Raw genomic sequence first — 21085 nt, forward strand, 5'->3', positions numbered from 1 at the left:
CGACAAGACACCCGAAAGCTACCTCGCCGGCCTCGAACTTCGCGCCTCGATGATCTGGCTCGAGGACCTCTTGCGAGCAGCCGATTGATCACGACGTCACACAGGCCCTAGTCGACTGGGCCGCCGAGAAACTCCCCCTCACCCTCGACATCGTCAAACGCTCCGACGACACATGCGGGTTCGTGGTGCTGCCTCGCAGGTGGGTGGTGGAAAGAACGCTGAGCTGGCTGATGCGCTCGCGCCGCCTGGTGCGCAACTACGAGACCCTGCCCGCCATCCCCGAGGCCATGGTGCTGTGGTCCATGACCATGCTCATGAGCGGCCGCCTGGCCAGGCGCCGCCCAGGCGCTTTCATCCCGCGGAGACCGACGCCGTCCCGATAGCCGCGGCGAACACGTTCGGCCGCATTTCTGCGGCCCAGCCCCGTGCGGCCAGCCGCTTCACTCGCGAGCGCACCCCCTCCACTTTCGCCGGCGTCGCCTCCCACCCCAGCCCTGCCACGATCTGCTTCACCCGCATCCCCGCGACAGCGTCCGGCGATGCGAGCACCTTCAGGATCTGCTGGTACTCCGGCGCGAGCCCTCCACGACGGCATCCTCGGTGCGGTGCGGCACCACCGAGCCCGCCACCGCGCTCCGCGTCGGCTCTTCACCCCCGGCAGGAGCCTCGGCCAACACCTCAGCCAGCGTCTCGCGCGCACCGGCCAGCCGCTCAAGCGCGCGTTCAGCCTCACCGAGCGCGGCCTGCACACGCTCGGCCTCCTCCCGCAGACGCACCAGCGTGGTCGCCACCGCCTACCTGCTCGGCGTCTCCACCCGCCGGGTCGAGCGCTCGCCGAGAGCCTGGGCGTCACCCAGGTGTCAAAGTCCCAAGTCAGCGCGATGGCCAAGTATCTGGACGAGCAGGTCACCGCGTTCCGCAACCTCGACGTCCATAATCTGCCAACCCCTGGCCGACTTCGGCCCCGACATCGGAGCGCACCACTGATAGAACACCAAGAACGAACACGAGCCCCTGCCCCACCGACATCCACAGGCCCTGGGCGCCGGCTATCTGCTGACCCAGGAAAGGACAAGGACGCCGTGATGACCACGCCCAGCACGCGAGCCGCCCTGAGAACCAAATACCAGGCCGACCTCGCCGACGGAACGGCCCGCTTTCTGGAGCCGCGCCGCCCTGGCTGCACCTGGTGCGGCTCAACGGCCCTTCAAGTCCACCTGACCAGCCCCGACTTCATTCAAGCCAAGCCCGGTTCGTTCACGCTGGAACAGTGCCGCGACTGCAGACACATATTTCAGAACCCCCGACTGAACGCCTCCGGCCTTGAGTTCTACTACCGGGACCTCTACGACGGGCTCGGTGCCAAGAGCGTCGAGTTCGGTTTCAGCTTGATGCGCAAGCTCTACCAGCGGCGCGCCCGCATGCTCCAGCCATACACCACGCCCCGCGCCTGGCTGGATGTCGGCACGGGCTACGGGCATTTCTGCCACACCGCCAAGCAGATCTGGCCACAGACCACCTTCGCGGGCCTGGACCGCGGCGACGGAGTGCGAGAAGCCCAACGCCGTGGCTGGATCGACGACGCCCACCAAGGCTCGTTCCCCGACCTCGCCGACACCCTCACCCACCGCTACGACGTGGTGAGCATGCACCACTACCTCGAGCACACAATCGACCCGATCGCTGAGATCCGCGCCGCCGCACACGTCCTGCCCCCCGGGGGACACCTCCTCATCGAAGTGCCCGACCCCGAATGCGCCGGGGCCCGCCTCCTCGGCAAGTACTGGTCACAGTGGGTACAACCCCAGCACCTGCACATGTTCCCCGTCGGCAACCTCAAACAGGCCCTCGCCGCCAACGGCCTCTCGATCTTGACCGTCGAGCACAGACGAGCCGACCTTGGACTGGACTTTCTGCTGGGCGCCAAAAGGCTTCTTTCCACCCTCGCCCAGGACCCACGCCGCCCCTGGGTACCTCGCCCACCCACCACAACCGACCACGCACGATGGGCCGCCGCGCTGCTCCTCGCCCTGCCGGCGCTGCCAGCCGGCTTCCTGCTCGACCTGACTGTGCGCCCGCTGCTGCCACGCCACAGTAACGCCTACCGCATCCTCGCCGCGAAGGCCCCTGCCCAGCCCACCGGCACCAGCGCCAACCGAAGCCCGCAGTCACCCGACTTGTGAGCGGGCTCATCTCAGTTTCCGTCTCATTCAGCCCCGTTCACGGGGGTTCATGCGAGACCTGCAACCCTCCCAGCATCGACGACCATCCGCCCATGAACCCAGGTGAATGCCCCTGCACACAGCCCACCGCACCACCAACACAGGTGGAAAACGTGTTGGTGTGCGAGACTCGCGCGCAGCGTGACGGCCTCGACCCCGTGTCCGGCAGACCCAGGTCAGGAAGCCGAGCCAGCCGCGATGGCATAGCCGATCGCGGCGGCTGCGTCGGCGACGCCCGTCAGGGATGCCTTGTCGTTCAAAGCGGTGACCACATCCTGGGTCAATGGGCGGAGGGCATACACGTGGCGCACCGCGTTGATGTCGACCGTGACCTCGTAGTAGTCCTCAGCGAACTTCTGGAATGCCTCCGGCGATGGGTCGACCAGCAAGTGGAACAGCCAACCCGAGCCGTCAGGGTCGGCGCTGTCCTCAGGGAAGTCGATCTCTCCCGCCTGCCAGTGCTCGCTTCCCGCCTCACGCCACATGCAGGCCGTCACCCTGGGCACTCCGTCGTCTGTGAAGGCCGGCTCCTCGACGCAACTGCGGAACACCTCGGGGACCGAGTCCACGACGCCCGGCCAGGGCTCGTCGTCGACATACGGGCTCATCGCCGACTCGTGGTCAAAGCCTCGGACATACGCGCCCGCCGGAGAGAAGATGACGTCGAACTCGTCCCCCGAGCCGTTGCGCATGGAGGCGATCTCCTCCGTCTCAGACCAAGCCTGGCTGAATGAGTAGTAGCGCTCGCCGTCAGGGTTCAGCACGGCCTCCAGCATGGCCATCGACCGACACCGGTCCCGCAGCGTCGGGATGTCAGGAAGCGCCTCGGCAACATCGTGAACGGTCATGGCGCCCATACAAGCGCACGCCACTGACACCCACCTGCGGGGCTACCGGTGACAACAACTGCTGGAAGGTGACATCTATCGCTGGAAGTCACAGCGACCGTGCGGGGTGGATTCCGGCAAACGGTATTCACGTCAGTAGTCGCGGGTGCATACTCGGGTTATGGCTGACACAACTGTGAAGATTGATTCAGAGACGCGGGACCGGTTCGCCGCGATCGCCGCGGCCCGCGGGCAGAGTGTGCGTTCCTACCTGGCCGAGCTGGCCATAGAGGAGGAGAACCAGATCAAGCTGGGCCACGCGACCGCCGCCTTCCGCGAGGCGGTTGCCCGGCCGGGGTTTCTCGAAGCCTTCGACCGCGAATTCGGCGGGCTCCCGGCCTCGCGGCCCTCCGGCAGCCGGGCGGCCTGAACCTGAACATCGACATCCGGTGGCTCCTGAACCGCCAGGAGGAACTGCTCGGCAAGGACCTGGCGGTGTCCGACTACTCGGCGCTCATCGCCGCGGTGGCACGACACCGTGTGAACACTCCTCACCTGGATGTGGGCGAGCCGGACGCGTACTGGCGGGCCGCCGCGCTGTTGCAACAGATCGTGCTCGTGCAGCCGCTGCCCGCGCGCAACGAAGCCTTCGGGTACGGCGTGGCCGTGGCGTACATCAAGGCGTCGGGGGAGAGCATCCACGGTTCGATCGACGAGTGGCGGGACCTGATGACCGATGTCCGGGCGCTGCGGGTGACCGTCTTCGACGTGGCCGACCGGTTGCGCTCCCTGAGCACACCTGAATGATCACGGTGGTGACCGGAGGGTCGTTCGGGCAGATCGCGCGAGAAGTACCTCCGCCGCCCGCACGACCACCTTGGTTCACCCCCGCCTCACCCGCCCAAGAGCGGCGCCGCCCTGGTCGATTCACCCCCGCCTTCGCGGGGAGCACCTAGGCCGGGCTTGCTCGACGGCTGCCATCAGCGATTCACCCCCGCCTTCGCGGGGAGCACACTTCGCGACCTGCGGTTTCAGAGGGGCTTTGCCGTTCCTTGACTGCAGTGGCTTCTCATCGCTGACCCATGATGTCAGAGGCGTGTGGTGGAGTGCCCGTTGCCGGGGCATACGCGCACTGAGGGGGGTAGGCAGCCGCACCGCAGCCCTCGCCATGGTCTTCAAGCTGATCGAATCCGCGCAGGGCCGCTGGCGCGCGGTCAACGCACCGCATCTCATGGCGCTGGTGCAGGTCCGCGCCCGTTTTGAACGTGGCCACCTGGTCGAGCGCGCCGAGGAGGCCGCTGCGTGAGTGGCCTCAACGGCGCCGATGACCGTTCCGCCGAGGACGAGCGCCAGCCATTCACCCGCTACCTGCACGAGCTGGCCGTCGTCCGTGACGAAGCTCCGGAGGTCTCCGTGGCGGGTCTTGCTTCTGCCATGCCCTCCCATGTTCTACTCGCTGCTCTCGCGGTCATTCGTGCTGCTCGCTGTCGTTGCTCGCGCGGTGGTGGCGAAGGCCCGGCCCGAGGATTTACAGCACATCCTTCCGGGCCTGGGTCAGGTCCTGGCGTCGCTGGCCCTGTTCCCGCCCTGAGGGCGCGGGGCGAGGGGGTCGACCGTGGCCCCGCCCGTCCGGTCGGAGCGCAGAGGAAGCCGCCGGCAGCCGCGAGGCGGAGGTGACCGGGTCAGGTCGCCGATCGCTGGCCCGGATCGCCACTGGACCGCTTCGCTGCGTTGAGGAAGTTGTTGTCGATCGCCTCGCCGTTGGCGTCGGTGCGTTCCCAGTAGCACCTTCTGACGTCGGTGGTGTAGCCCCGACGTGCAAGCGGGCGGGCTGACTATAAGGCTGGCCATGGCACCTCACAGAGACCTGAGGCGGCGCCTGTGCGTCATGGCGGATCCAAGGTCACACGCGAGCGCGGACCACACCCGTCCGGTCTTTCAGGTATCAACGAAACTGCCCCGCAATATCCCAAGTTGGTACATTGGACAAAGAAGAGCATGGCGAGGTTGATGGTGATGGATGCGATCGTACTGTCGGCGGCCACGTCCTTGGTGGGAGCGATGGCCACGGACGCATGGCAGCAGGCACGAGCGGTCCTCGTTGCCTGGTGTCGACGTATACGTCCGAATCAGGCAGACCAGGTGGACGCTGCGCTCGTAGAGTCCCGAGACCGCTTGCTGACGGCCCGCCGAGCGCGGGACGAGGACGCGGAATCACACCTCGTCGCAGCCTGGGGGTCCCGTCTGACCGCACTGCTGCGGGACGACCCCGCGCTGGTGGACGAGCTGCGGCGGCTGATCGACGAGGAGATCGCTCCGCTCCTGCGCCGCGAGGACGGCACTCGCACCGGATCACATGAGTTCCGCGCCGAGGCATCCGGACACGGCCGGGTATACCAGGCCGGGCGCGACCAGAACATCTACGGGCCATGAGTCCCGCCGACAGGCAGCCCCTACACAGAGAGGGAATCCCGCTGGAGGCCTATGCCTCGGACCGGGCCAGGATCTATCAGGCGCGCCGGGATCTGTACCTGTCGGAACGGGACCTGCACCTGCATTACGAAGACGGTGTGCGCACGGCCCACCGCGTGCACACCGCCGCCGTGTCTCAGGAGTGCCCCTATCCCGGGCTGGCCGCATTCAGCGCCGAACAGGCCCAGTGGTTCTTCGGCAGGGACGCGCTGGTGGCCAAGCTTCTGGTCCGGCTGGACGCCTGCCTCGCGGTGGGCGGGGCGCTGGTCGTCGTCGCGCCTTCCGGGGCCGGGAAGTCGTCGCTGCTCAGAGCGGGACTCCTGCCCGAGGTCGCCCGGGGCGCCCTGCCGGGCTCGGCGCATTGGCCCCGCCTGTGGCTGACCCCGACCGCACATCCGATGGCAGCCCTCGGCGCCCGCCTGTCGGAGGTGACGTGCGGTAGTCGCGGAGCGTCCGGCGACGGGGCGCAGGGGCCGGTGTGGCGACCGGCCGTCCTGCGGCGCACGCTCGCGGCGGACGACGGCGACACCGGCGCGGAACGCCGCCTGGTCCTGGTCGTGGACCAGTTGGAGGAGCTGTTCACGCTGTGCGCCGACGAGCGTGAGCGGCGGGACTTCCTGGACGCGGTCCTGCGCCTGGCGGACATGGGCCCCGACGGCGAACAGCCCGTCGGCCTGGTCGTCTTCGGCCTGCGCTCGGACTTCTACACCCACTGCGCCACCCATCCGGGGCTCCTCGACGCCGTGGAACGCAACCAGGTGATCGTGGGACCGCTGTCCCGGGCCGGGGTACGGGAGGCGATCCTCCATCCCGCCCGCGCGATCGGATTGGACGTCGAACCGGGCCTCGTGCCAGTGCTGTTGCGCGACCTCGGCGCACCGGAACCGGACCCCGCGCATCCGGGCACGGACGAAGCCGACGCCTACGAGATCGGGCGGCTTCCCCTGCTCGCCCATGCGCTGCGGGCCACCTGGCTGTGCCGGTCGGGCCATGTCCTGACCGTGGACGGCTACGAGTCCACCGGCGGCATCGCGCACAGCGTGACGGCCGAAGCGGACCGCTGCTTCGACCAGCTGGACCCGCAGGCGCAGCGGACGGCGCGGTCCGTGTTCCTGCGCCTGGTCAAGTTCGGCGACGGCACCCACGACACGCGCCGCCCGGCGCGGTACGCCGAACTGCTGGGTCACGGCGCACCCGCCGACGAGACGGCCGAGGTCGTCGAGACATTCACCCGGGGACGGCTGCTGACCCGGGAACAGGACACGGTCACCATCACCCACGAAGTGCTGCTGCGGACCTGGCCGCGCCTGCGGCAGTGGATCGAGGCCCACCGCGCCCAGTACATGGCCCGCCAGCGGCTGGAGGACGCGGCCACCGCGTGGCATGAGGCCGACCGCGACGCGGGACTGTTGTACCGGGGCCACAGGCTGGACGAGGCTCGCGCCCTGGCCAATGACACGGACACGGGCGGGTGCGGTCCGGTCGTGTCCGCGTTTCTGGCCGCCTCGGTACGGCAGCGGCACCGCGCACGCCGGATCCGCCAGGGGGTCATCGCCGGGCTGACGGCGCTGGCCGTGCTCGCCGCCGTCTCCGCCGCCCTCGCGTTCCACCAGCGCAACACGGCACAGCAGGAACGCAACACCGCGATCCTCGGCGAGACCAGGGCCCAGGCCGACCTGGTGCGCCCGACCGACGCCTCGCTGGCCGCCCAACTGGATCTGGTCGCGCACCGGATGTCGCCGGCCGCGTCGACGGAGACCCGGCTGCTCAGCGCCCAAAACGTGCCGCTGGCCACCGTGCTGAGCGGTCACACGGACCGGGTGAACGCCGTGGACTTCAGTCCGGACGGGAGCCTGCTGGCCAGCGCCGGCGGCGACAGCACGATCCGGCTGTGGAACACGGCCCGCGCGGACCACCCAGTCCCGCTGGGAACCCCGCTACACGGGCCCCGGGGCGCGATACGGGCGCTCGCCTTCAGCCCCCGGGGACACCTTCTGGCCAGCACCGGCGACGACGGCACCGTACACATGTGGGACGTCCGCGACCCCCGCCACCCGGCCGGTCTGGGCACCCCCGCGCGGGCCGGCACCAGCGCCCTGAAGACGCTAGCCTTCAGCCCGGACGGACGCGCCCTCGCCACGGCGGGACACGGCGCCCGCATCTACCTGTGGGACACCACTGACCCACGGCACCCACGACCCCTCGCCGAGCCGCTCCCCGCCTCCGCAGACGAGGTGAACGGGGTGGCCTTCAGCCCGGACGGCAAGCTGCTGGCGTCCGGCGGGAGCGAGGCGACGGTGCGGTTGTGGAAGGTGGCGGACCGGCGGAATCCCTCCGCTGCCGGCCGGACGCCCGACATCTCCTTCATGGCCGGGAACCCCGGCTCCGCCCAGGCGGTCGCCTTCAGCCCGGACGGCCGCACACTGACCGCGGCCGGCAGCGACCAGACCGCCCACCTGTGGGACGTCAAGAACCCCGCCAAGCCGAGGCCGCTCAAGAGCCCGGGCAGCAACAACGTCGTCAACACCGTCGCCTTCTCCGACAGCGGCCGACTCATGGCCTACGGCGGGGACGACAACACCATCTGGCTCGAGAACGTGAAGGCTCCGGACAAGGTCGAGGACCTCACCCAGGCCCTGACCGGCCACACCGGACACGTGCTGGGCCTGGCCTTCGACCCGAAGGGCACCATGCTGGCCAGCGCGGGCGCCGACCACACCGTCCGGCTGTGGACGATCCCGCGCACGATCCTGAGCGGGCACACGAGTTACGTCGACACTGTGGACGTGAGCCCCGACGGACGTCTGCTCGCCTCGGGCTCCGAGGACAACACCGTCCGACTCTGGGATGTCCGGGACCCGGGCCATCCCCGCCCGCTCAGCGCGTCGATCCGCGGCCGCACCCCGTACGTCAACTGGGTCGCCTTCACCCCCGACGGAAAAGCGCTGGCCGTCGCCGCCGGCCTGGACATCCGGCTGTGGGACGTCACCGTACCGACCACGCCCAAGCCACTCAGCGGGCCACTCCACAACCCACCGGAGAACTACCTGGCCGTCGAGTTCACCCCGGATGGGCGCACCCTGGCAGGGAGCAACGGCGACGGCACGGTCGCGCTGTGGGACGTCTCCGATCCGTCCCACCCCACTGCCCTCGGGCCGCCGCTGGACACCCGCGCCGGCATGGTCAACCGCCTGGCCGTCAGCCCGGACGGCCGCACGCTCGCCGCCGCGGCGCAGAACGGCACCCTCCATCTGTGGGACATCACCAAGCCCACGCGCCCGACACCCCTGGGCGTACCCCTGCGCGCCAGTGCGGACCCTGTCCAGACAACCGTCTTCAGCCCGGACGGCCGTACCCTCGCCGCCTCCGGCAACGACGCCACGATCCGCCTGTGGAACCTCGCGGACCGCACGCACCCCACACCGACGGCCCCACCCCTCACCGGCCACAAGGACACCGTCTACACGCTGGCCTTCAGCCCGGACGGGCAGACTCTGGTCAGCGGCAGTTTCGACAAGACGATCCGCCTGTGGGACATCGACGAGGGAGGCCGCGCGCGGGCCCACGGCCTGCCGGTGACCGGCGTCATCAACTACGTCAATGACGTCGCGTTCTCCCCGGACGGGCGCTTCCTCTTCATCGGCACCGGCAATGCGACGGTGCACATCCTGCCGCTGTCCACCCAGGCCGCCGCCGACTACGTGTGCCGGGCGACCGGGAACCTGCTGACGCCCGCGCTCTGGCACACGTACATCCCGCAACTGCCCTACGACCCGCCGTGCCCCGGACGGAACTGAGCCCGCGGCGGGCCCGGCGCCGCCTCGGCGACCAGGCGGGGAGGCCGTCATCCACGGCCCCGGCCGCCCTCGTGCTGGCGCCCGGCTCCGTCCCCGGCTCCACGTCGGCGATGGCGGCCGCCGATGTGGCACCGGTTCGGGCTGCGTCGGCGCTCAAGGTGCGGGTGCGTACCCGCGAGACCACATCGGCCCACAGGGCCAGGGGTGAGGACCTCCTACGCCCCCACCCCGGCCGAGCAGCTGTGGCGGCGGTGATCCTCCAGCCCCACCTGCGCACCGCACTGTGACCGGTCACCACGGCGAAGTACGCCGGCGTCCGCGGCGGCTGCCTCCCGAGCGCTCGTCGGCGGCACGCTGCCCGACCACCGAGCAGTGGATGGGGACTTCCCAGAGGATTCATGGCAAGCTTGCCGATCGGCGGATGGCCCGGGTCGAGCACGTGGCGGGCACCGGTCGTGTCACTTCGGACCCAGCGGCCGGGGGAGGAAACGGCCGCTGGCTCTCGTGGCGATCACGGCCGCAGACTCGCCCTTACTGCCAAGCGTGGGTGAAGTCGGTGTTCCGTGCCCACTCGGGGTGGTCGATGAACGGATTGCGGTTGCCCTGGATCTCAGCGATGGCGAAATTGCGGTGGCGTTCGTATGCACTGACAGGGTCTGCTTCGTGCCAGGACAGCAGCATGTCAAGTCGTTCCGGCTGCAGTTCGCGTGCGGCGTCTCCCACCTGCCTGGGGTAGCGCAGCACGAAGTACAAGGTCGCCCGGGCGACGGCGCCCTTGCCTGCGGACGGCTCGAACCCCTGGGTTTCCCGGCGTCCGCAGGAGGAGCGCACGAGTTCTTCGGTGTCGGTGAAGTCGAAGTAGGAAATGTTGCTGCGGAAGCTGTTGCAGGTGGTCTCGCAGGCGAAGAGATGATGCAGGTCGCCGCGCATGGGTTCGCGTTTGCTGAACCAGGACTGCGGCACCACGTGCTCGCAGTTGAAAGCCAGGGACGCCTCCAGGGCGTCCATTTCCGCCTCGAGTGCTTCTGTGCCAAGGGCAACCTCACTCAAAGTCAGTTCCTGCCAGCGCTGGATGCGGGCGGCTTCGACGGCGGCGTCGGCGCGGATGAACTCTTCCGGGGTGAAGGCCTGGCCGGAGTAAATGCTGCGCAGCTGCTTGTCGGGGTGAAGGTCAACCCACGGATACAGCAGCCGCATCGGCTTGTAGGCGGGCTGGCGTTCGTGGGTGCGTTCCAGCAGGTCGGTCAGTGCACGGCCCAGCCCGGCGCCATCGAGCCCTGCGTAGTAGGCCTGCTGCGCGGCCTGGTCGGCTTCAGCGTCGTAGTACGGGCGGGCCCGGCCGACTTCCAGACCCGCGAGCGCGGCCCTCAGGTCCGTTTCTGCCGGAGAAACGTGCCCATTCGCCGGGGCAACGGCCGTCGGCTGAGTTCTGATGCTGGGGGCACCGTCGACAGCCGCGGTGACGGATGTGGCGGCAGCTGTGACGCCGACGGTGATGTGCAGCGGCACCGTCAGATGCAGCGCTCCGTCGGAGCCAGCTGTTGCGGCCGGCTCGGGTCTCTTGTCGGCGAGGTGCTGTGGAGCACCGGGTGACGCGAGCGGCGGGGCGGTGACTTCGAACAGATGCGCCCGCAGGTCGACGGCAGGGCCGGACAAGGGCGCTTGCCGCACGGCCTGCAGCACCCGGCTGATCCGTACGCCCTCATTTGCCTTCCATGCCAGACGGTCCTCGCCCATGTCCGGCCTCCACACGCTGCCGTCCACGGACAGGTAGCGGCCGTTGTCGTCTCTGAGCGGGACTCCGGCATGATGCAGGGCGACGACGTCCCACTGGTCGTTGAAGACCGGTGAGCCAGAGGAGCCCGGTGCGGTGTCAGTGGCGTAGTGAACGAAGTGTTCCAGCAGGTCCACCACTTGGTTCTCGCGCAGCGCCAGCTGCTTGGGCTCGCCGTTGGGGTGCTGGATGATGTTGACCTTCTCGCCCAGGATCACCTTGCCCTGGGCCTCACTCAGGCGCAGCCAGGAGAAGCCGTCCAATCCCTCACCGCCCTGGCTCCGGTCGGCTACCGCAACCAGAGTGAAGTCCAGGTCCTGATCGGTGACGAAGAACCGGCCGGGTTCCAGATCGAAGACCACCGGCAGCAACGTCCGACCGCCAGTGCCGGCCTGGTAGTTGAACTCGATCACCCCGCGGTCGGCCTCCTGGCGGCTGGCCAGCACATGGTTGTTGGTCAGCAGCAGAGAGGGGGATACCAGGAAGCCAGTGCCGTAGTGCGCGGCGGGGCCACGGACGAACACCCGTCCCACGGAGCGCGCAGCCAGATAGCCGGCCTCAAGGAAGCCGACGTCGATCAGGTCGTTGCGCCCCATCAGCCGTTCCAGGCCCAGCATGGCGGCGCTGAAACTGTCCGGGGACAGCCCGCGCAGGTTGCCCCCGGTGGTGGCCTGGCTGGGGGTCTGCTCCAGCGCGGTGGCCTGTGACCAGTCCGCCCCCAGCCGCGCCAGCCGCCTGGTGACACGCTCGGGCGTATCAGCGTGCAGCACACCCCGTTCATCGAGCACTTGCCGGGTCTGCTCCCGTGCCTTGGCACGCTCGTCGTACCGCCCCTCGGCCCGCTCTACCTGCTGCAGATGGCCCGTCTCGGGCACGTATGCGGTGGTGGTCACTGTGGTTCGTCTCCTAGCCGCGCAGCCGCGCGCACCTTCCCTTGCCCTGAATCACCAGCATGGGCATGGACCACGTCATTTCGCCCCTCGAGGTGTCTCCGTATGGCGTAGTGGTGTGACCTGCAGTGTCGTGCCGCAGCGCAGATGCCTCTGTGGTGTCCGGGCTGCCCCGGACAGCGGGCGGTGGCGGGTGTGCCCCGCTCTGCGGAGGCCGAGGCGGAGGCCGAGGCGGCGTACGACACGGAGAAGGGCCGCCGCCAGGACCGCTGGTATCCCGACAGGCCGCTCGCCCGCGTTGCTGCAGAGCAGGCTGCGGAAGACGCCCGCGAGCGCACCGCCCAGCACATGCTGGCCACGCAGCTGCAGCAACTGCGCGCGCTGACCGATGGCCGCACCGATGCGGCCACCCTCGCGGCCGCGCCGTGAGCTGACCGCCTGAGCGAGCTCGCCGCCCGCCCGATCAGCGACGACCTCGCCGGGACGGTGATCGCGTGACCACGGGGGCGCAGCCGTCCGGCGTCGACCTGGCCCGGGTGGCGCTGCACGCGGCGCGCGAGGCCGCCAAGGCCCGCGGCGAGTCGGGCACGCGGAAGGCGAAGCGGCGCACCCGCACGACGACCGCGCGACGGGACGGGCGCGAGCCCACCGGGTTCGCCGCCGTGCTCCAGCGCCTGATGGCCGACCGGGCCTGGGACCTCCCGGCCGCCGGCGGAAGCATCCTGGACCAGTGGCCCACCATCGCCGCCGCCATCTCGCCGCAACTGCCCGAGCACGTCCAGGCCGTCGCCTTCCACGCAGAGACCGGGCAGCTGGACCTGCGCCCCGACTCGCCCGCGTACGCCACCCAGCTGCGCCTGATCACGTCCCGGATCATCCGCGCGGCCAACGACGCGGCGGGCTCGGAAGCAGTCCGTACGGTCCGGGTCCTGTCCGTCGGAGCGACGGCGGCCCCGACAGCCCCGGCGGCGGGCACCGCCCCGGCCGCGGATCCGACCGTGCCAAAAGCGCCGGTGAAGACCCGCGACATGGCCTCATACGGCTTCCACCTGGCGCTCGCCGCGCACCAGGCGGCCACGCTTGCGCAGCGGGTGGACCCGGGCATTACGGATGCAGTCGAGCGGCAGACCCGTGCGATGCGCGAACTGAGCCGACGTGCGTTCCCGGAGCCGGAGGCGGTTCCGGACGATCAGCCGGTCCCGATCGAAGCGTCCCGCGTCCAGCGCCGCCGTGAAGCCGCCGTCACCCACGCGGCCGCCGTGCGGCGCGCGCGAGCCAAGCAGGCTGGGACGCTGCTCCCCCGCCAGACCACGCCCCAGTCGTTGGGTAGGACGGCGTGAACTGCACCACCCCAAGAGGGACGGAGACGAGCGTGACGGATCAGCTGGATCCGTGGGAGGCCGAGTTCACATGGCCGGAGAAGGGTGAGTACGAGCCAGAGCTCCCAGGACCGCTCGGTGACCAACCCTCCGATCGCGGCACCGAGGCCCATCGGCTCGCGCCGCCGGGACATCGATTCCAGAAGTCGTATAGTCCGCTCGTTACACCTTTAACCCCTTTGGGTTATGAAAGGACGTTTTCGCTTGATTGAGGGGGTCATGGCAAGCCTTCTTCTGAAGGACGCCAACTGCCCACTCGCTTCCACTTCTGGAGGTTATCCATGCGCATCCGCCGTGCGCTCGCCGCACTCGGGGCCCTTGTCGGATCAGCGGCACTTTCTCTCGGCATCACCAGCCCGGTGTCCGCCGCCGCACCAAACGAGGCGGCGACATCTCGCGCCGCGGCCAGCTGCCCCGACGGCCACGTCTGCTTCTGGTCCCTGCCGGACTTTCGGGGGAAGATGACGATCTACGACAACCCCGTGTGGCACGACTGCGCCGCAACGGATCTCCAGCCCGCCAGGTCGATCTACAACAATGACGATCAGACCTGGTCCTTCTACGGGGACCTCAACTGCACCGCCCACGCCGTCACGCTGGCGTCAGGTGAGACCGCCGAACACACACGGGTCTTCAGCTGGCAGTAACCGACTGCCGGCCCAGCCGTGCGCGGAACGGGCCGACTCGCGAGAATCGGCCCGCCCCCCTTTCCTGGGGATGAGAAACAGGTACGGACCAAGAATCGCCGAAGAGGCGGCCTCACCGTCACGCCTGCAAGCGCGAAGGCCGCCCGGACCTTCGCGGCGAACCACGGGTCGTTGGCCCGGCCGCGTAAGCCGGTTGTCAGTCACGGGGACCGGTGCCGAGTCGGCGTCGTCCCGCCGGCGGGGCCGCCGACTCGGCGCCGGGCTGTAGCCCGCTTGCGCCCGCCTCGTTCGTGGCCCGGTCGGCAACGGTTCCGCCGCGCACCAGAGGTTGCTCCTGGTCGTCGTCGGCGGGGTGTGGGCCTGTGCCCAAAGGGCGGCGCGTGGTGCTCATCAGGGGAGTCTTCCTCACGCCGGATCCGCACCGACAACCGCGGTTCGTACGACGGCCTTCCACGCCGGTGCTCGCCGAAAACGCCAGGCACTCGGGGTCCGCACACCGTCGCTGTCACGGTGAGGACTTGGTCAGCCGTTCGTGTGCGGACTGCCGTGTGGTGCCCAGGGCGGCGCCGATGTGGGTCCAGGAGTCACCGGCGGCGCGGGCGGCGTCGGCGGCCGCGGTCAGGATCGGCAGCGCGGCGCGTTCCATGGCGGCCGCCGCGGTGAGTGCGGCACGGGGATCGGTCATGGCCAGCGAGCACTGCACGGACGGCGGCCGGGGAGGCGAGGCGTCCACGGGCAGCGGCTCGTGGAAGTCGATGCCGCCTACCATTCCCAGACCGGACCGGCTCAGCCGAACCGGGCCGTCGCCGGGTTCCACGCCGACTCCCAGGGGTGGTTTGGGCGGCTGATGGACTGCTCTTGGTGCGGTGGTGGGTAGCCCTCTACGGTCCAGGAGACTGCGGGGCAAAAAAGGGGGCGGGTATGCGGGGTCGGCTGCTGGCTGTGGTGGGGCTGATGGTGGTGGTGGCGGGGTGCGGCTCGGGGGCGGAACCGGACGACGCGGCGTCAGCGCCCGCGGATGGCAAGGCGTCTGCGAGCCCGTTGCCGGGGCCGACGTCTCCGGCAACGGGGGGCACTGTGCGGTTGCGGGGTGCGGTCGCTTCCCTGCCGGTCGCGGCGGAGGCCCGTAGCGGATATAAGAGGGCTTCTCGAAACCGAGTGTGAGGTTGGGGGTTCCGTACGGGTGTGCTGTTCGGGTGGTTGTGGCCGCGCGGGGGCATGAAGGCAGGGCCTCTCGGTAGCACAGAGGGTGTCTACGCCACTGCTCACCGGGAGGCCCTGTTGCCGCAGTTGTATCGGTCTGCTGTGAAAGAGTCCATTCCGGACACGCGGACGTGTGACTGCTTCGCCCACACGTACGGCAACGCCGCGGATAATATGTCCGGCGGGCACTGCTATCCGACCGACATGAGGGACGCGGAGTGGGCCGCGGTCCGCGAAATGATCCCGAAGCCCGCGTGGGCCGAGGGGCGGGGTGGCCGGCCGGAGGAGTACTGCCACCGGGACATACTCGACGCGATCAGGTACGTGGTGGACAACGGTGTGAAGTGGCCTGCGCTGCCTGCCGATTACCCGCCGTGGAAGGCGGTGCACCGGTTCTTCACCCGGTGGCGGAAGCAGGGGCTGATCGGCGAGTTCCATGACCGGCTCCGCGCCCCGACCCGTGAAGCGCAGGGCCGGGATGCGGAGCCGACGGCAGGGGCGATCGACTCGCAGTCCGCGAAAGGCACGTCCACGGTCGAGGCCGCGACCAGCGGCTATGACGGCGGGAAGAAAATCAAAGGGCGCAAGCGGCACATCGTGGTCGACACCCTCGGCCTGATTCTGGCGGTCATGGTCACCCCCGCCTCGACGGGGGACCGGGACGCCGCCCGGGACCTCCTCTCCCAGGCCGGCAGGCGGCATCACCGGCTCAGGCGCGTATGGGCGGACAGCGGATACACCGGCATGCTGGTGGGCTGGTGCGCAACCGCTTTGAACCTGATACTGACGATCATCCGCCGCAGCGACAGCCAGACAGGCTTCGTCGTGCTGCCCAAACGGTGGATCGTCGAGCGGACCTTCGCCTGGCTCACCCGCTCCCGGCGCCTCGCCCGCGACTGCGAGCGGCTGCCCGCGTCGTCAGAGGCGGTGATCCTGTGGTCGATGACCATGGTCATGACCCGCCGGCTCGGCCGTCGCCACAGGCGAACCGGCCCGGCACCGGCTCGTGCGCCCATCCCCGCGCAACGAGCCGCTTGAGTTTGCACCGCACGCCCTCCGTCTTCGCCGCAACCACCTCCAGCCCCAACAAGGCAGTGAGCTCACGGCAGTTCAGTGGCTGACCGCCGGTGGCGCGGCGTTCGGCCAGCAGGCCCATGACCTGCTGATACTCCGGCGCCAGCACCTCGGCCGACAGCCCCTCCCGCCAGGGAGGAACAACCGACCCGGGCCTTGCCGCCGGCGCCGCGGCCTCACTCCCGTCCGGTGTCTTTCGCGCCTCACCGTCCTGGCCTGCGGTTTCGTCCCCGTCCCACACCTCGCTGACCCGCCTGCGGGCGATCAGCCACTCGTCCCACTCCCACTGCGCCGCCTCCAGCTCGGCCTGCAACTCCTCCACCCGCTTCCGGGCCGCCCGCTCCCGCTCCTCCAGCCGCCCCAACACCGACGCCATCACATACCTCCAGCACGCCATCTCCACGGACGCACCGGACCTACCTCGCCCACCCCGGCACTATGCCTGACCAGCACGAACCCAGCCCCACACTCGGTTTCGAGAAGCCCTCTAAGCGGACCTTGTTCAAGCACTGGGTGGACGCCGATGACGACGGATGCCCGACCCGGGCAGAAGTCTTGATCAGCGAGGCGACCCGGGCCCCGCAGGTTGGGGCCAAGTGCCGCCTATCCGGGGGCGAGTGGCAGTCTTACTACGACGGTGCCACCTGGACGCAGGTCGGGGACGTGGACATCGACCACATGGTTCCCCTTGCGGAGGCGTGGGACAGCGGCGCCTCCGCCTGGAACCCTGCCCGGCGCGAGGCCTACGCCAACGACCTGGGTGATACCCGCTCGCTGGTCGCGGTCACGGACAACGCCAACCAGGCCAAGGCAGACCAGGATCCAGCCGAGTGGCTGCCGTCCCTCGAAGCGGTGCACTGCCGGTACGTGGCCGAGTGGACTGCGGTGAAACTGCGCTGGCAGCTCACCGCGGACACCGCGGAGAAGAACGCACTGACACGCCTGGCGGCCAACTGCCCCGACACGGCGATCACGGTGAAGAAGGCCACCTAAGGAGCCGAAATCGTCCCACAGCGGGCGGCCGAGCCACGCACGGACCTGCTCCAGACACCCGGCGTCCCCGTGGATCCTCCCGTACGTCAGCCCGGCCGAGCCCCGCGCAGGCCCAGACAATGAGCACGCGCGCCCGGAAAGCAGGCGGCTGCCGTTCCGATTCCGGCTTGCCGGGCCCGAGGGCTTCCGCAGGACGGTCGTCGACGGCCGTCTGATGTGCGGACGCCGTCGCCGCCGCGACCAGGGCCGCCGACACCGCCAGGGAGCCGGGCACCAGGAGCGCTGTCAGAGCTGGCTGAGTTTGATGCGTTCGGTCAGTTCGCCGACCTCACTGCCGAGTTTGTCGACTGCCTCTTTGAGAGACGCGGCGGCCGATTGGGACTTGTCCGCCGCGTCGGCGGCTGAGTCGGCCTGCTCCAGCGCTGCCCACACGGCAGCTTCGGCAACCAGGGCGGTGCGCTGGGGGCTGGCGAGCGGGTGCTGGGCTGCCCGGGTGAGTAGTTCACGGGCCTGCATGCCCGGGGTTTTGTCGGTCATGAGCGGATCTTTCCAGTGCGGTCTGCCAACGGGCCCGTTTCGGTGTGACTGACGCTGGATCGGGTGGTGCAGGAGAGTGGTGTGCTCCAGGGCAGGGCCAGACCATCCCGGGGGTACGCGTTCTTGTCCCACCCGGTCCGACGCCACGTAAGGGGTGGAGGAAGGGCTCTTCGCCGGGAAGGTCACACCATGTTCACGATCCGATTCGCTGGGGGACCACTCGCCGGGCTGGAGTTCAGGACCCGCGAGCCGTGGGTCGGCAGTTGGTACCGCTTCGAGTCGAGCGACCAGTGGACGCTGTACGTCGCGGCGCACCGCGACAGCCACCTGGTGCTCGCAGTGCCGCGCGTGCAGGCGCCGGTTGTCCGCTCCCGGCGGGCCTGACCTCTCGCCTGATCCGGGCAGGGCGCGCCACACCGTGGCGGCCGCCGGCCGACGCACCACCAAAACCAGAGGCCGAAGTGGGAAAGATTGATTCCGTTTGCGCGTCCGGTCGGCCCGGATCGCGGCGGAGGTCGACGCGCAGCTGTCCGGCCTCGGTGGGGGCGAGCGCTGCCAGGTCCTTGAGGACCGGCTCCGTGAGCAGCCGCCATAGCGGCGGAGGACTTCGTGTGGCGTCGCGGGCAGGCCGCCGCGGAACAGGCCCGCTGTGATGCCGCCCGCGCGGCAGCCCAGGAGCGGGCGGAGCGCGAACGCCAGGCCGCGGCAGCCGCCGACGCGCTCCAGGTGGTGGGGCAGGCGGCCCCGGAGTACCGGCGGTCCGCGCTGGCGATGCTGGGCCGGACCGAGGAAGCCGAGGCGGAGGCGCGGCGGGCGTACGCGACCGAACAGAACCGCCGCTGGTTCCGAGCCAACCCGAACGGCGCGGACGCCGTCGCCGCCGCGACCAAGGCCGCCGACACCCCCCGGGAGCGCACCGCCCAGTACCTGCTCACGGCGACGGCTGGAGCAGCTGCGCGCGATGTACGGCTCGTGAGCGCTCTCATACACGACATCCCACGCGTGGAGGTCGCCGTCCGCAACGCCTACGACCGCGTCATGAACGAGCATTGGCAAGGCAGGCAGCACCGGCTTTTCGAACCGGCTTCTCCCGCGCTGGCTCTGCTCTGGCGCACCCACGGCAGGCGCGCAGACCTGAATGCCCGCAATCGCGGCACAGTCCCCGACGCCATCCACCGATGCGGTGGCGCCCCAGCGGGTCGTCACCGGGCTTTGGGGGACGCGCAGGCGGCGCGAGAACTGCTGGTTGCGATGGAACGCCCCTACCGGTTCACGGGTTCCGGCGGGACGTCGAGAGCAGGGTAGGCCGTGGCCGGGGGCTGGGCCGGGCAAGGAGTATGGCGCGTGCGTTGGCCCAACTGATCACTGCCTCGGGCACCGAGGTGGGCACGCTGCTCAGTCTCCCGACACCACGCGCCGGACGTTCCGGCTGGACGCTCGCATCATCGAGGAGGCCATTGCGGGCACGGAGCCGCCCGGCAACATCCACGCCCTGCGCGAGCAGATCGCGCAGCGCCTCACACCCGAGGCGCTGCGCGACGCTCGCGAGGCGACCCGTCGTGACGGTGTCGCGGTCCTCGACGCCGCGGGCATCGCCGGACAGGACCGGAACGCCGCCCGCCGCCGCTTCTACCGAACCCGCCAAGAGACCCACGACGAGACGGTGCGGGCAGCCCTGCGCACCATCAACGACCTCGAGCCGCTCCCCGATGAGAGCGATGAGGACCTGGCGGCCCGCGCGCGGGACCTGCTGCGCCTCATCCCGGACCAGGTCGCTGGCCGCCCGTCGGCGACGGACCCCGACGCCGACCCGGACGTCACCCAGGCGGTTACGGGGCACGCTGACGACGCGGTGAACGCTCTCCTGCAGCAGCTCCAGGATGCCGGTCTCGACGCCGGCGACGCCGATCAGGTCGGTCGGCTCCTTGCCGGGCACCTCAACGGCTCCCGGCAGGCGACCGCCCGCCATATCGCCCGGCGGGTCGCGGCCACGTCCCCGGCCGCCGGGCGGCAGCCGGGCCTGCTGGCCCGCATCGTCGCCCTCCTCATCCGCCTCGGCCGCCGCCTCGTCGAGCTGGTCAAGGCCGGGGCCAGGAAGATCGCCGAGAAGTGGCGCGACGCCCGCGAGCGCCTGGCCCACCTCCGTGCCTTCCTCCGACGGCTCGCGACGCGGGTCCGCCAGTGGCCGGAGTCCCGGCGCCTCGCCCGCCTGCAGGCCGCCCTCAACCTGCCCGCAGCCGACGGCGAGTCCCTGGCCGCCCGGGTCACCCACTGGGCCGGTCTGATGCCGGAGCCGGGACGCTTCGGCCAGACCTCGCAGCGTGTTACCTGGTGGCGGCCGACGACCTGGAGGCAGCTCGCCGCCGGACGGCTCCCGGGCCGTAACGACCGGATGCAGTGGGCCCCGGACCGAGCGGCCGACGGTGGACCCGGCCTGACCGCACTGCGGCACATGGCCGCGCTGCGTGCCGCCGGCAGCGAGGTCGACCAGGACGTGACCCGTCGTCTGGCCGACGCGCTTGGCGACGACTTCGGCGGGGATCCGCACGGCACGCTCCAGCATGCCGACGATTACGTGGCCGCCACCGAGCGGCGCCTGGTCAACCTGCAGGCGGCCCGCAGCGGTGCCACCATCCAGGACCCCGACGTCGAGGTCGAGATCGCTGCGGCGCGTATGGAGGCCGGGACCGCCCGCCGGGAGTGGGAGGACCTGCGTGCCCGGTACACCGCGGCGGTGCCCGACGCGGTCGCCGCGGCGCTCGCCGAGATCCGCGACATCGGCCCCCAGGGCAGCGCCGGGATCGTCTTCACCCCGGACAGCACCCCGGACGCCGAGCGGTCCGTACGGGGCGTGCAGCGTCTCCTGCCGCGCTCGTGGCTGGGTGGTCCCGGCCGGTCGCCGCCTGACGGCGGTGGACGGCGATGAAGGCCGGTACGAGCCCGAACTGCCGCGGGCGACGATTGCCGATCTCGCCGACGACGGGCTGGGCACCGCCGGGCACGCCCTGGCGCAGCACTTCGCCCGGCACGTTGCGGACCTGGACGCCGCGCAGCGCGTGTTCTGGTTCACGCGCACGCACACCGGGCGCCCGGGTGCCCGCCGGATGAACCGCAGCGCGCTGAGCCGTCTTCTGTCCCGGCAGCAGACGCAACCGGCCACGGGTGACAGCCTCGCGAGATCCATTCAGTCGATGTTTAGCGGCGACTGGTACCTGGACGACGACCTGAGAGCTTTCCTCCTCGGATTGCTCGCCACGCGATAGGAGGCAA

Annotated in this window: 23 protein-coding genes and 2 pseudogenes; 19 read left to right on the forward strand and 6 right to left on the reverse strand. The window is 70.1% G+C overall.

The features are described from left to right. Window positions 1-206 precede the first annotated feature (206 nt). Window positions 207-383 (forward strand): hypothetical protein, encoded by a 177-nt coding sequence (locus tag ACIHCQ_RS41175; protein WP_399674125.1) that lies wholly within the window; start codon window positions 207-209, stop codon window positions 381-383. 168 nt (window positions 384-551) lie between these two features. On the opposite strand, the gene ACIHCQ_RS41180 is transcribed toward ACIHCQ_RS41175, so the two are convergent. Further along, window positions 552-791 (reverse strand): hypothetical protein, encoded by a 240-nt coding sequence (locus ACIHCQ_RS41180; RefSeq protein WP_399674168.1) that lies wholly within the window; start codon window positions 789-791, stop codon window positions 552-554. Between ACIHCQ_RS41180 and ACIHCQ_RS41185 the strand changes: the two are divergent. Both ACIHCQ_RS41185 and ACIHCQ_RS41190 read left to right on the forward strand, forming a co-directional pair. Then, window positions 766-920, forward strand: a pseudogene (locus tag ACIHCQ_RS41185) (transposase); the annotation flags it as partial. The gene ACIHCQ_RS41180 and the pseudogene ACIHCQ_RS41185 sit on opposite strands and share 26 nt — an antisense overlap. Window positions 921-1085: 165 nt before the next feature. Then, entirely contained in the window at window positions 1086-2183 is a 1098-nt protein-coding gene (locus ACIHCQ_RS41190) for a class I SAM-dependent methyltransferase (protein WP_399674165.1), read from the forward strand. A 215-nt stretch (window positions 2184-2398) separates the two neighbouring features. Here the strand turns inward: ACIHCQ_RS41190 and ACIHCQ_RS41195 are convergent, their stop codons facing one another. Beyond that, on the reverse strand, window positions 2399-3070 hold the full coding sequence (locus ACIHCQ_RS41195) for a hypothetical protein (RefSeq protein ID WP_399674126.1): 672 nt from the start codon (window positions 3068-3070) through the stop codon (window positions 2399-2401). A gap of 160 nt (window positions 3071-3230) precedes the next feature. Here ACIHCQ_RS41195 and ACIHCQ_RS41200 point away from each other — a divergent pair, with 160 nt between their 5' ends. The 7 genes and pseudogenes from ACIHCQ_RS41200 (at window position 3231) to ACIHCQ_RS41230 (ending at window position 9605) form a co-directional block, all read left to right on the forward strand. Continuing rightward, window positions 3231-3479, forward strand: coding sequence for an antitoxin MazE7 (locus ACIHCQ_RS41200; RefSeq protein ID WP_399674127.1), 249 nt, complete (start codon window positions 3231-3233; stop codon window positions 3477-3479). Further along, complete coding sequence (locus ACIHCQ_RS41205; protein WP_399674166.1) at window positions 3476-3856, forward strand: toxin Doc; 381 nt, start codon at window positions 3476-3478, stop codon at window positions 3854-3856. Before ACIHCQ_RS41200 ends, ACIHCQ_RS41205 begins: the two co-directional genes overlap by 4 nt. A 331-nt stretch (window positions 3857-4187) precedes the next feature. Beyond that, a pseudogene (locus tag ACIHCQ_RS41210) lies at window positions 4188-4355 on the forward strand (IS256 family transposase); the annotation flags it as partial. Between the two features lie 138 nt (window positions 4356-4493). Further along, window positions 4494-4640 carry a hypothetical protein gene (locus tag ACIHCQ_RS41215; protein ID WP_399674128.1) on the forward strand — a complete coding sequence of 49 codons (147 nt, stop codon included), beginning with the start codon at window positions 4494-4496 and terminating at the stop codon, window positions 4638-4640. Window positions 4641-5224: 584 nt separating this feature from the next. Further along, window positions 5225-5482: a hypothetical protein gene (locus tag ACIHCQ_RS41220; protein WP_399674129.1), complete on the forward strand. Its 258-nt coding sequence runs from the start codon at window positions 5225-5227 to the stop codon at window positions 5480-5482. Continuing rightward, a complete protein-coding gene (locus ACIHCQ_RS41225; protein ID WP_399674130.1) occupies window positions 5479-9318 on the forward strand; it encodes a hypothetical protein in 3840 nt (1279 codons plus the stop codon). The genes ACIHCQ_RS41220 and ACIHCQ_RS41225 overlap by 4 nt, the downstream gene beginning before the upstream one ends. Further along, window positions 9300-9605 carry a hypothetical protein gene (locus tag ACIHCQ_RS41230; RefSeq protein ID WP_399674131.1) on the forward strand — a complete coding sequence of 102 codons (306 nt, stop codon included), beginning with the start codon at window positions 9300-9302 and terminating at the stop codon, window positions 9603-9605. The genes ACIHCQ_RS41225 and ACIHCQ_RS41230 overlap by 19 nt, the downstream gene beginning before the upstream one ends. 244 nt (window positions 9606-9849) lie before the next feature. Here ACIHCQ_RS41230 and ACIHCQ_RS41235 read toward each other — a convergent pair whose 3' ends face one another. After that, window positions 9850-11985, reverse strand: a complete 2136-nt coding sequence (locus ACIHCQ_RS41235) for an endonuclease (protein WP_399674132.1) — start codon at window positions 11983-11985, stop codon at window positions 9850-9852. A gap of 192 nt (window positions 11986-12177) precedes the next feature. Here ACIHCQ_RS41235 and ACIHCQ_RS41240 point away from each other — a divergent pair, with 192 nt between their 5' ends. The 3 genes from ACIHCQ_RS41240 (at window position 12178) to ACIHCQ_RS41250 (ending at window position 14008) form a co-directional block, all read left to right on the forward strand. After that, window positions 12178-12411 (forward strand): hypothetical protein, encoded by a 234-nt coding sequence (locus ACIHCQ_RS41240; protein ID WP_399674133.1) that lies wholly within the window; start codon window positions 12178-12180, stop codon window positions 12409-12411. Window positions 12412-12476: 65 nt separating this feature from the next. After that, complete coding sequence (locus ACIHCQ_RS41245; RefSeq protein WP_399674134.1) at window positions 12477-13322, forward strand: DciA family protein; 846 nt, start codon at window positions 12477-12479, stop codon at window positions 13320-13322. A gap of 320 nt (window positions 13323-13642) precedes the next feature. After that, window positions 13643-14008, forward strand: a complete 366-nt coding sequence (locus ACIHCQ_RS41250) for a peptidase inhibitor family I36 protein (RefSeq protein ID WP_399674135.1) — start codon at window positions 13643-13645, stop codon at window positions 14006-14008. Between the two features lie 505 nt (window positions 14009-14513). Here ACIHCQ_RS41250 and ACIHCQ_RS41255 read toward each other — a convergent pair. Continuing rightward, window positions 14514-14825, reverse strand: coding sequence for a hypothetical protein (locus tag ACIHCQ_RS41255; RefSeq protein WP_399674136.1), 312 nt, complete (start codon window positions 14823-14825; stop codon window positions 14514-14516). 488 nt (window positions 14826-15313) lie between these two features. On the opposite strand from ACIHCQ_RS41255, the gene ACIHCQ_RS41260 reads away from it, so the two are divergent. Then, window positions 15314-16249, forward strand: a complete 936-nt coding sequence (locus ACIHCQ_RS41260) for an IS5 family transposase (RefSeq protein ID WP_399674137.1) — start codon at window positions 15314-15316, stop codon at window positions 16247-16249. On the opposite strand, the gene ACIHCQ_RS41265 is transcribed toward ACIHCQ_RS41260, so the two are convergent. After that, window positions 16164-16661: a hypothetical protein gene (locus ACIHCQ_RS41265; RefSeq protein WP_399674138.1), complete on the reverse strand. Its 498-nt coding sequence runs from the start codon at window positions 16659-16661 to the stop codon at window positions 16164-16166. The two genes, ACIHCQ_RS41260 and ACIHCQ_RS41265, sit on opposite strands and share 86 nt — an antisense overlap. Window positions 16662-16723: 62 nt before the next feature. Here ACIHCQ_RS41265 and ACIHCQ_RS41270 point away from each other — a divergent pair, with 62 nt between their 5' ends. Beyond that, on the forward strand, window positions 16724-17278 hold the full coding sequence (locus ACIHCQ_RS41270) for an HNH endonuclease family protein (protein ID WP_399674139.1): 555 nt from the start codon (window positions 16724-16726) through the stop codon (window positions 17276-17278). A 285-nt stretch (window positions 17279-17563) separates the two neighbouring features. Here the strand turns inward: ACIHCQ_RS41270 and ACIHCQ_RS41275 are convergent, their stop codons facing one another. Beyond that, window positions 17564-17815, reverse strand: coding sequence for a hypothetical protein (locus tag ACIHCQ_RS41275; protein WP_399674140.1), 252 nt, complete (start codon window positions 17813-17815; stop codon window positions 17564-17566). 189 nt (window positions 17816-18004) lie between these two features. On the opposite strand from ACIHCQ_RS41275, the gene ACIHCQ_RS41280 reads away from it, so the two are divergent. The 4 genes from ACIHCQ_RS41280 (at window position 18005) to ACIHCQ_RS41295 (ending at window position 21078) form a co-directional block, all read left to right on the forward strand. Beyond that, window positions 18005-18199 carry a hypothetical protein gene (locus tag ACIHCQ_RS41280; RefSeq protein ID WP_399674141.1) on the forward strand — a complete coding sequence of 65 codons (195 nt, stop codon included), beginning with the start codon at window positions 18005-18007 and terminating at the stop codon, window positions 18197-18199. Between the two features lie 225 nt (window positions 18200-18424). Continuing rightward, the gene (locus ACIHCQ_RS41285) at window positions 18425-19120 is read left to right on the forward strand and encodes a hypothetical protein (RefSeq protein WP_399674142.1); all 696 of its coding nucleotides are present in this window, start codon (window positions 18425-18427) and stop codon (window positions 19118-19120) included. Next, window positions 19062-20741, forward strand: a complete 1680-nt coding sequence (locus ACIHCQ_RS41290) for a hypothetical protein (RefSeq protein WP_399674143.1) — start codon at window positions 19062-19064, stop codon at window positions 20739-20741. Before ACIHCQ_RS41285 ends, ACIHCQ_RS41290 begins: the two co-directional genes overlap by 59 nt. After that, window positions 20728-21078 carry a hypothetical protein gene (locus ACIHCQ_RS41295; RefSeq protein WP_399674144.1) on the forward strand — a complete coding sequence of 117 codons (351 nt, stop codon included), beginning with the start codon at window positions 20728-20730 and terminating at the stop codon, window positions 21076-21078. The genes ACIHCQ_RS41290 and ACIHCQ_RS41295 overlap by 14 nt, the downstream gene beginning before the upstream one ends. The last annotated feature ends 7 nt before the right edge of the window (window positions 21079-21085 follow it).

The sequence above is a fragment of the Streptomyces sp. NPDC052236 genome (assembly GCF_044548015.1).
Taxonomy (GTDB): Bacteria; Actinomycetota; Actinomycetes; order Streptomycetales; family Streptomycetaceae; genus Streptomyces.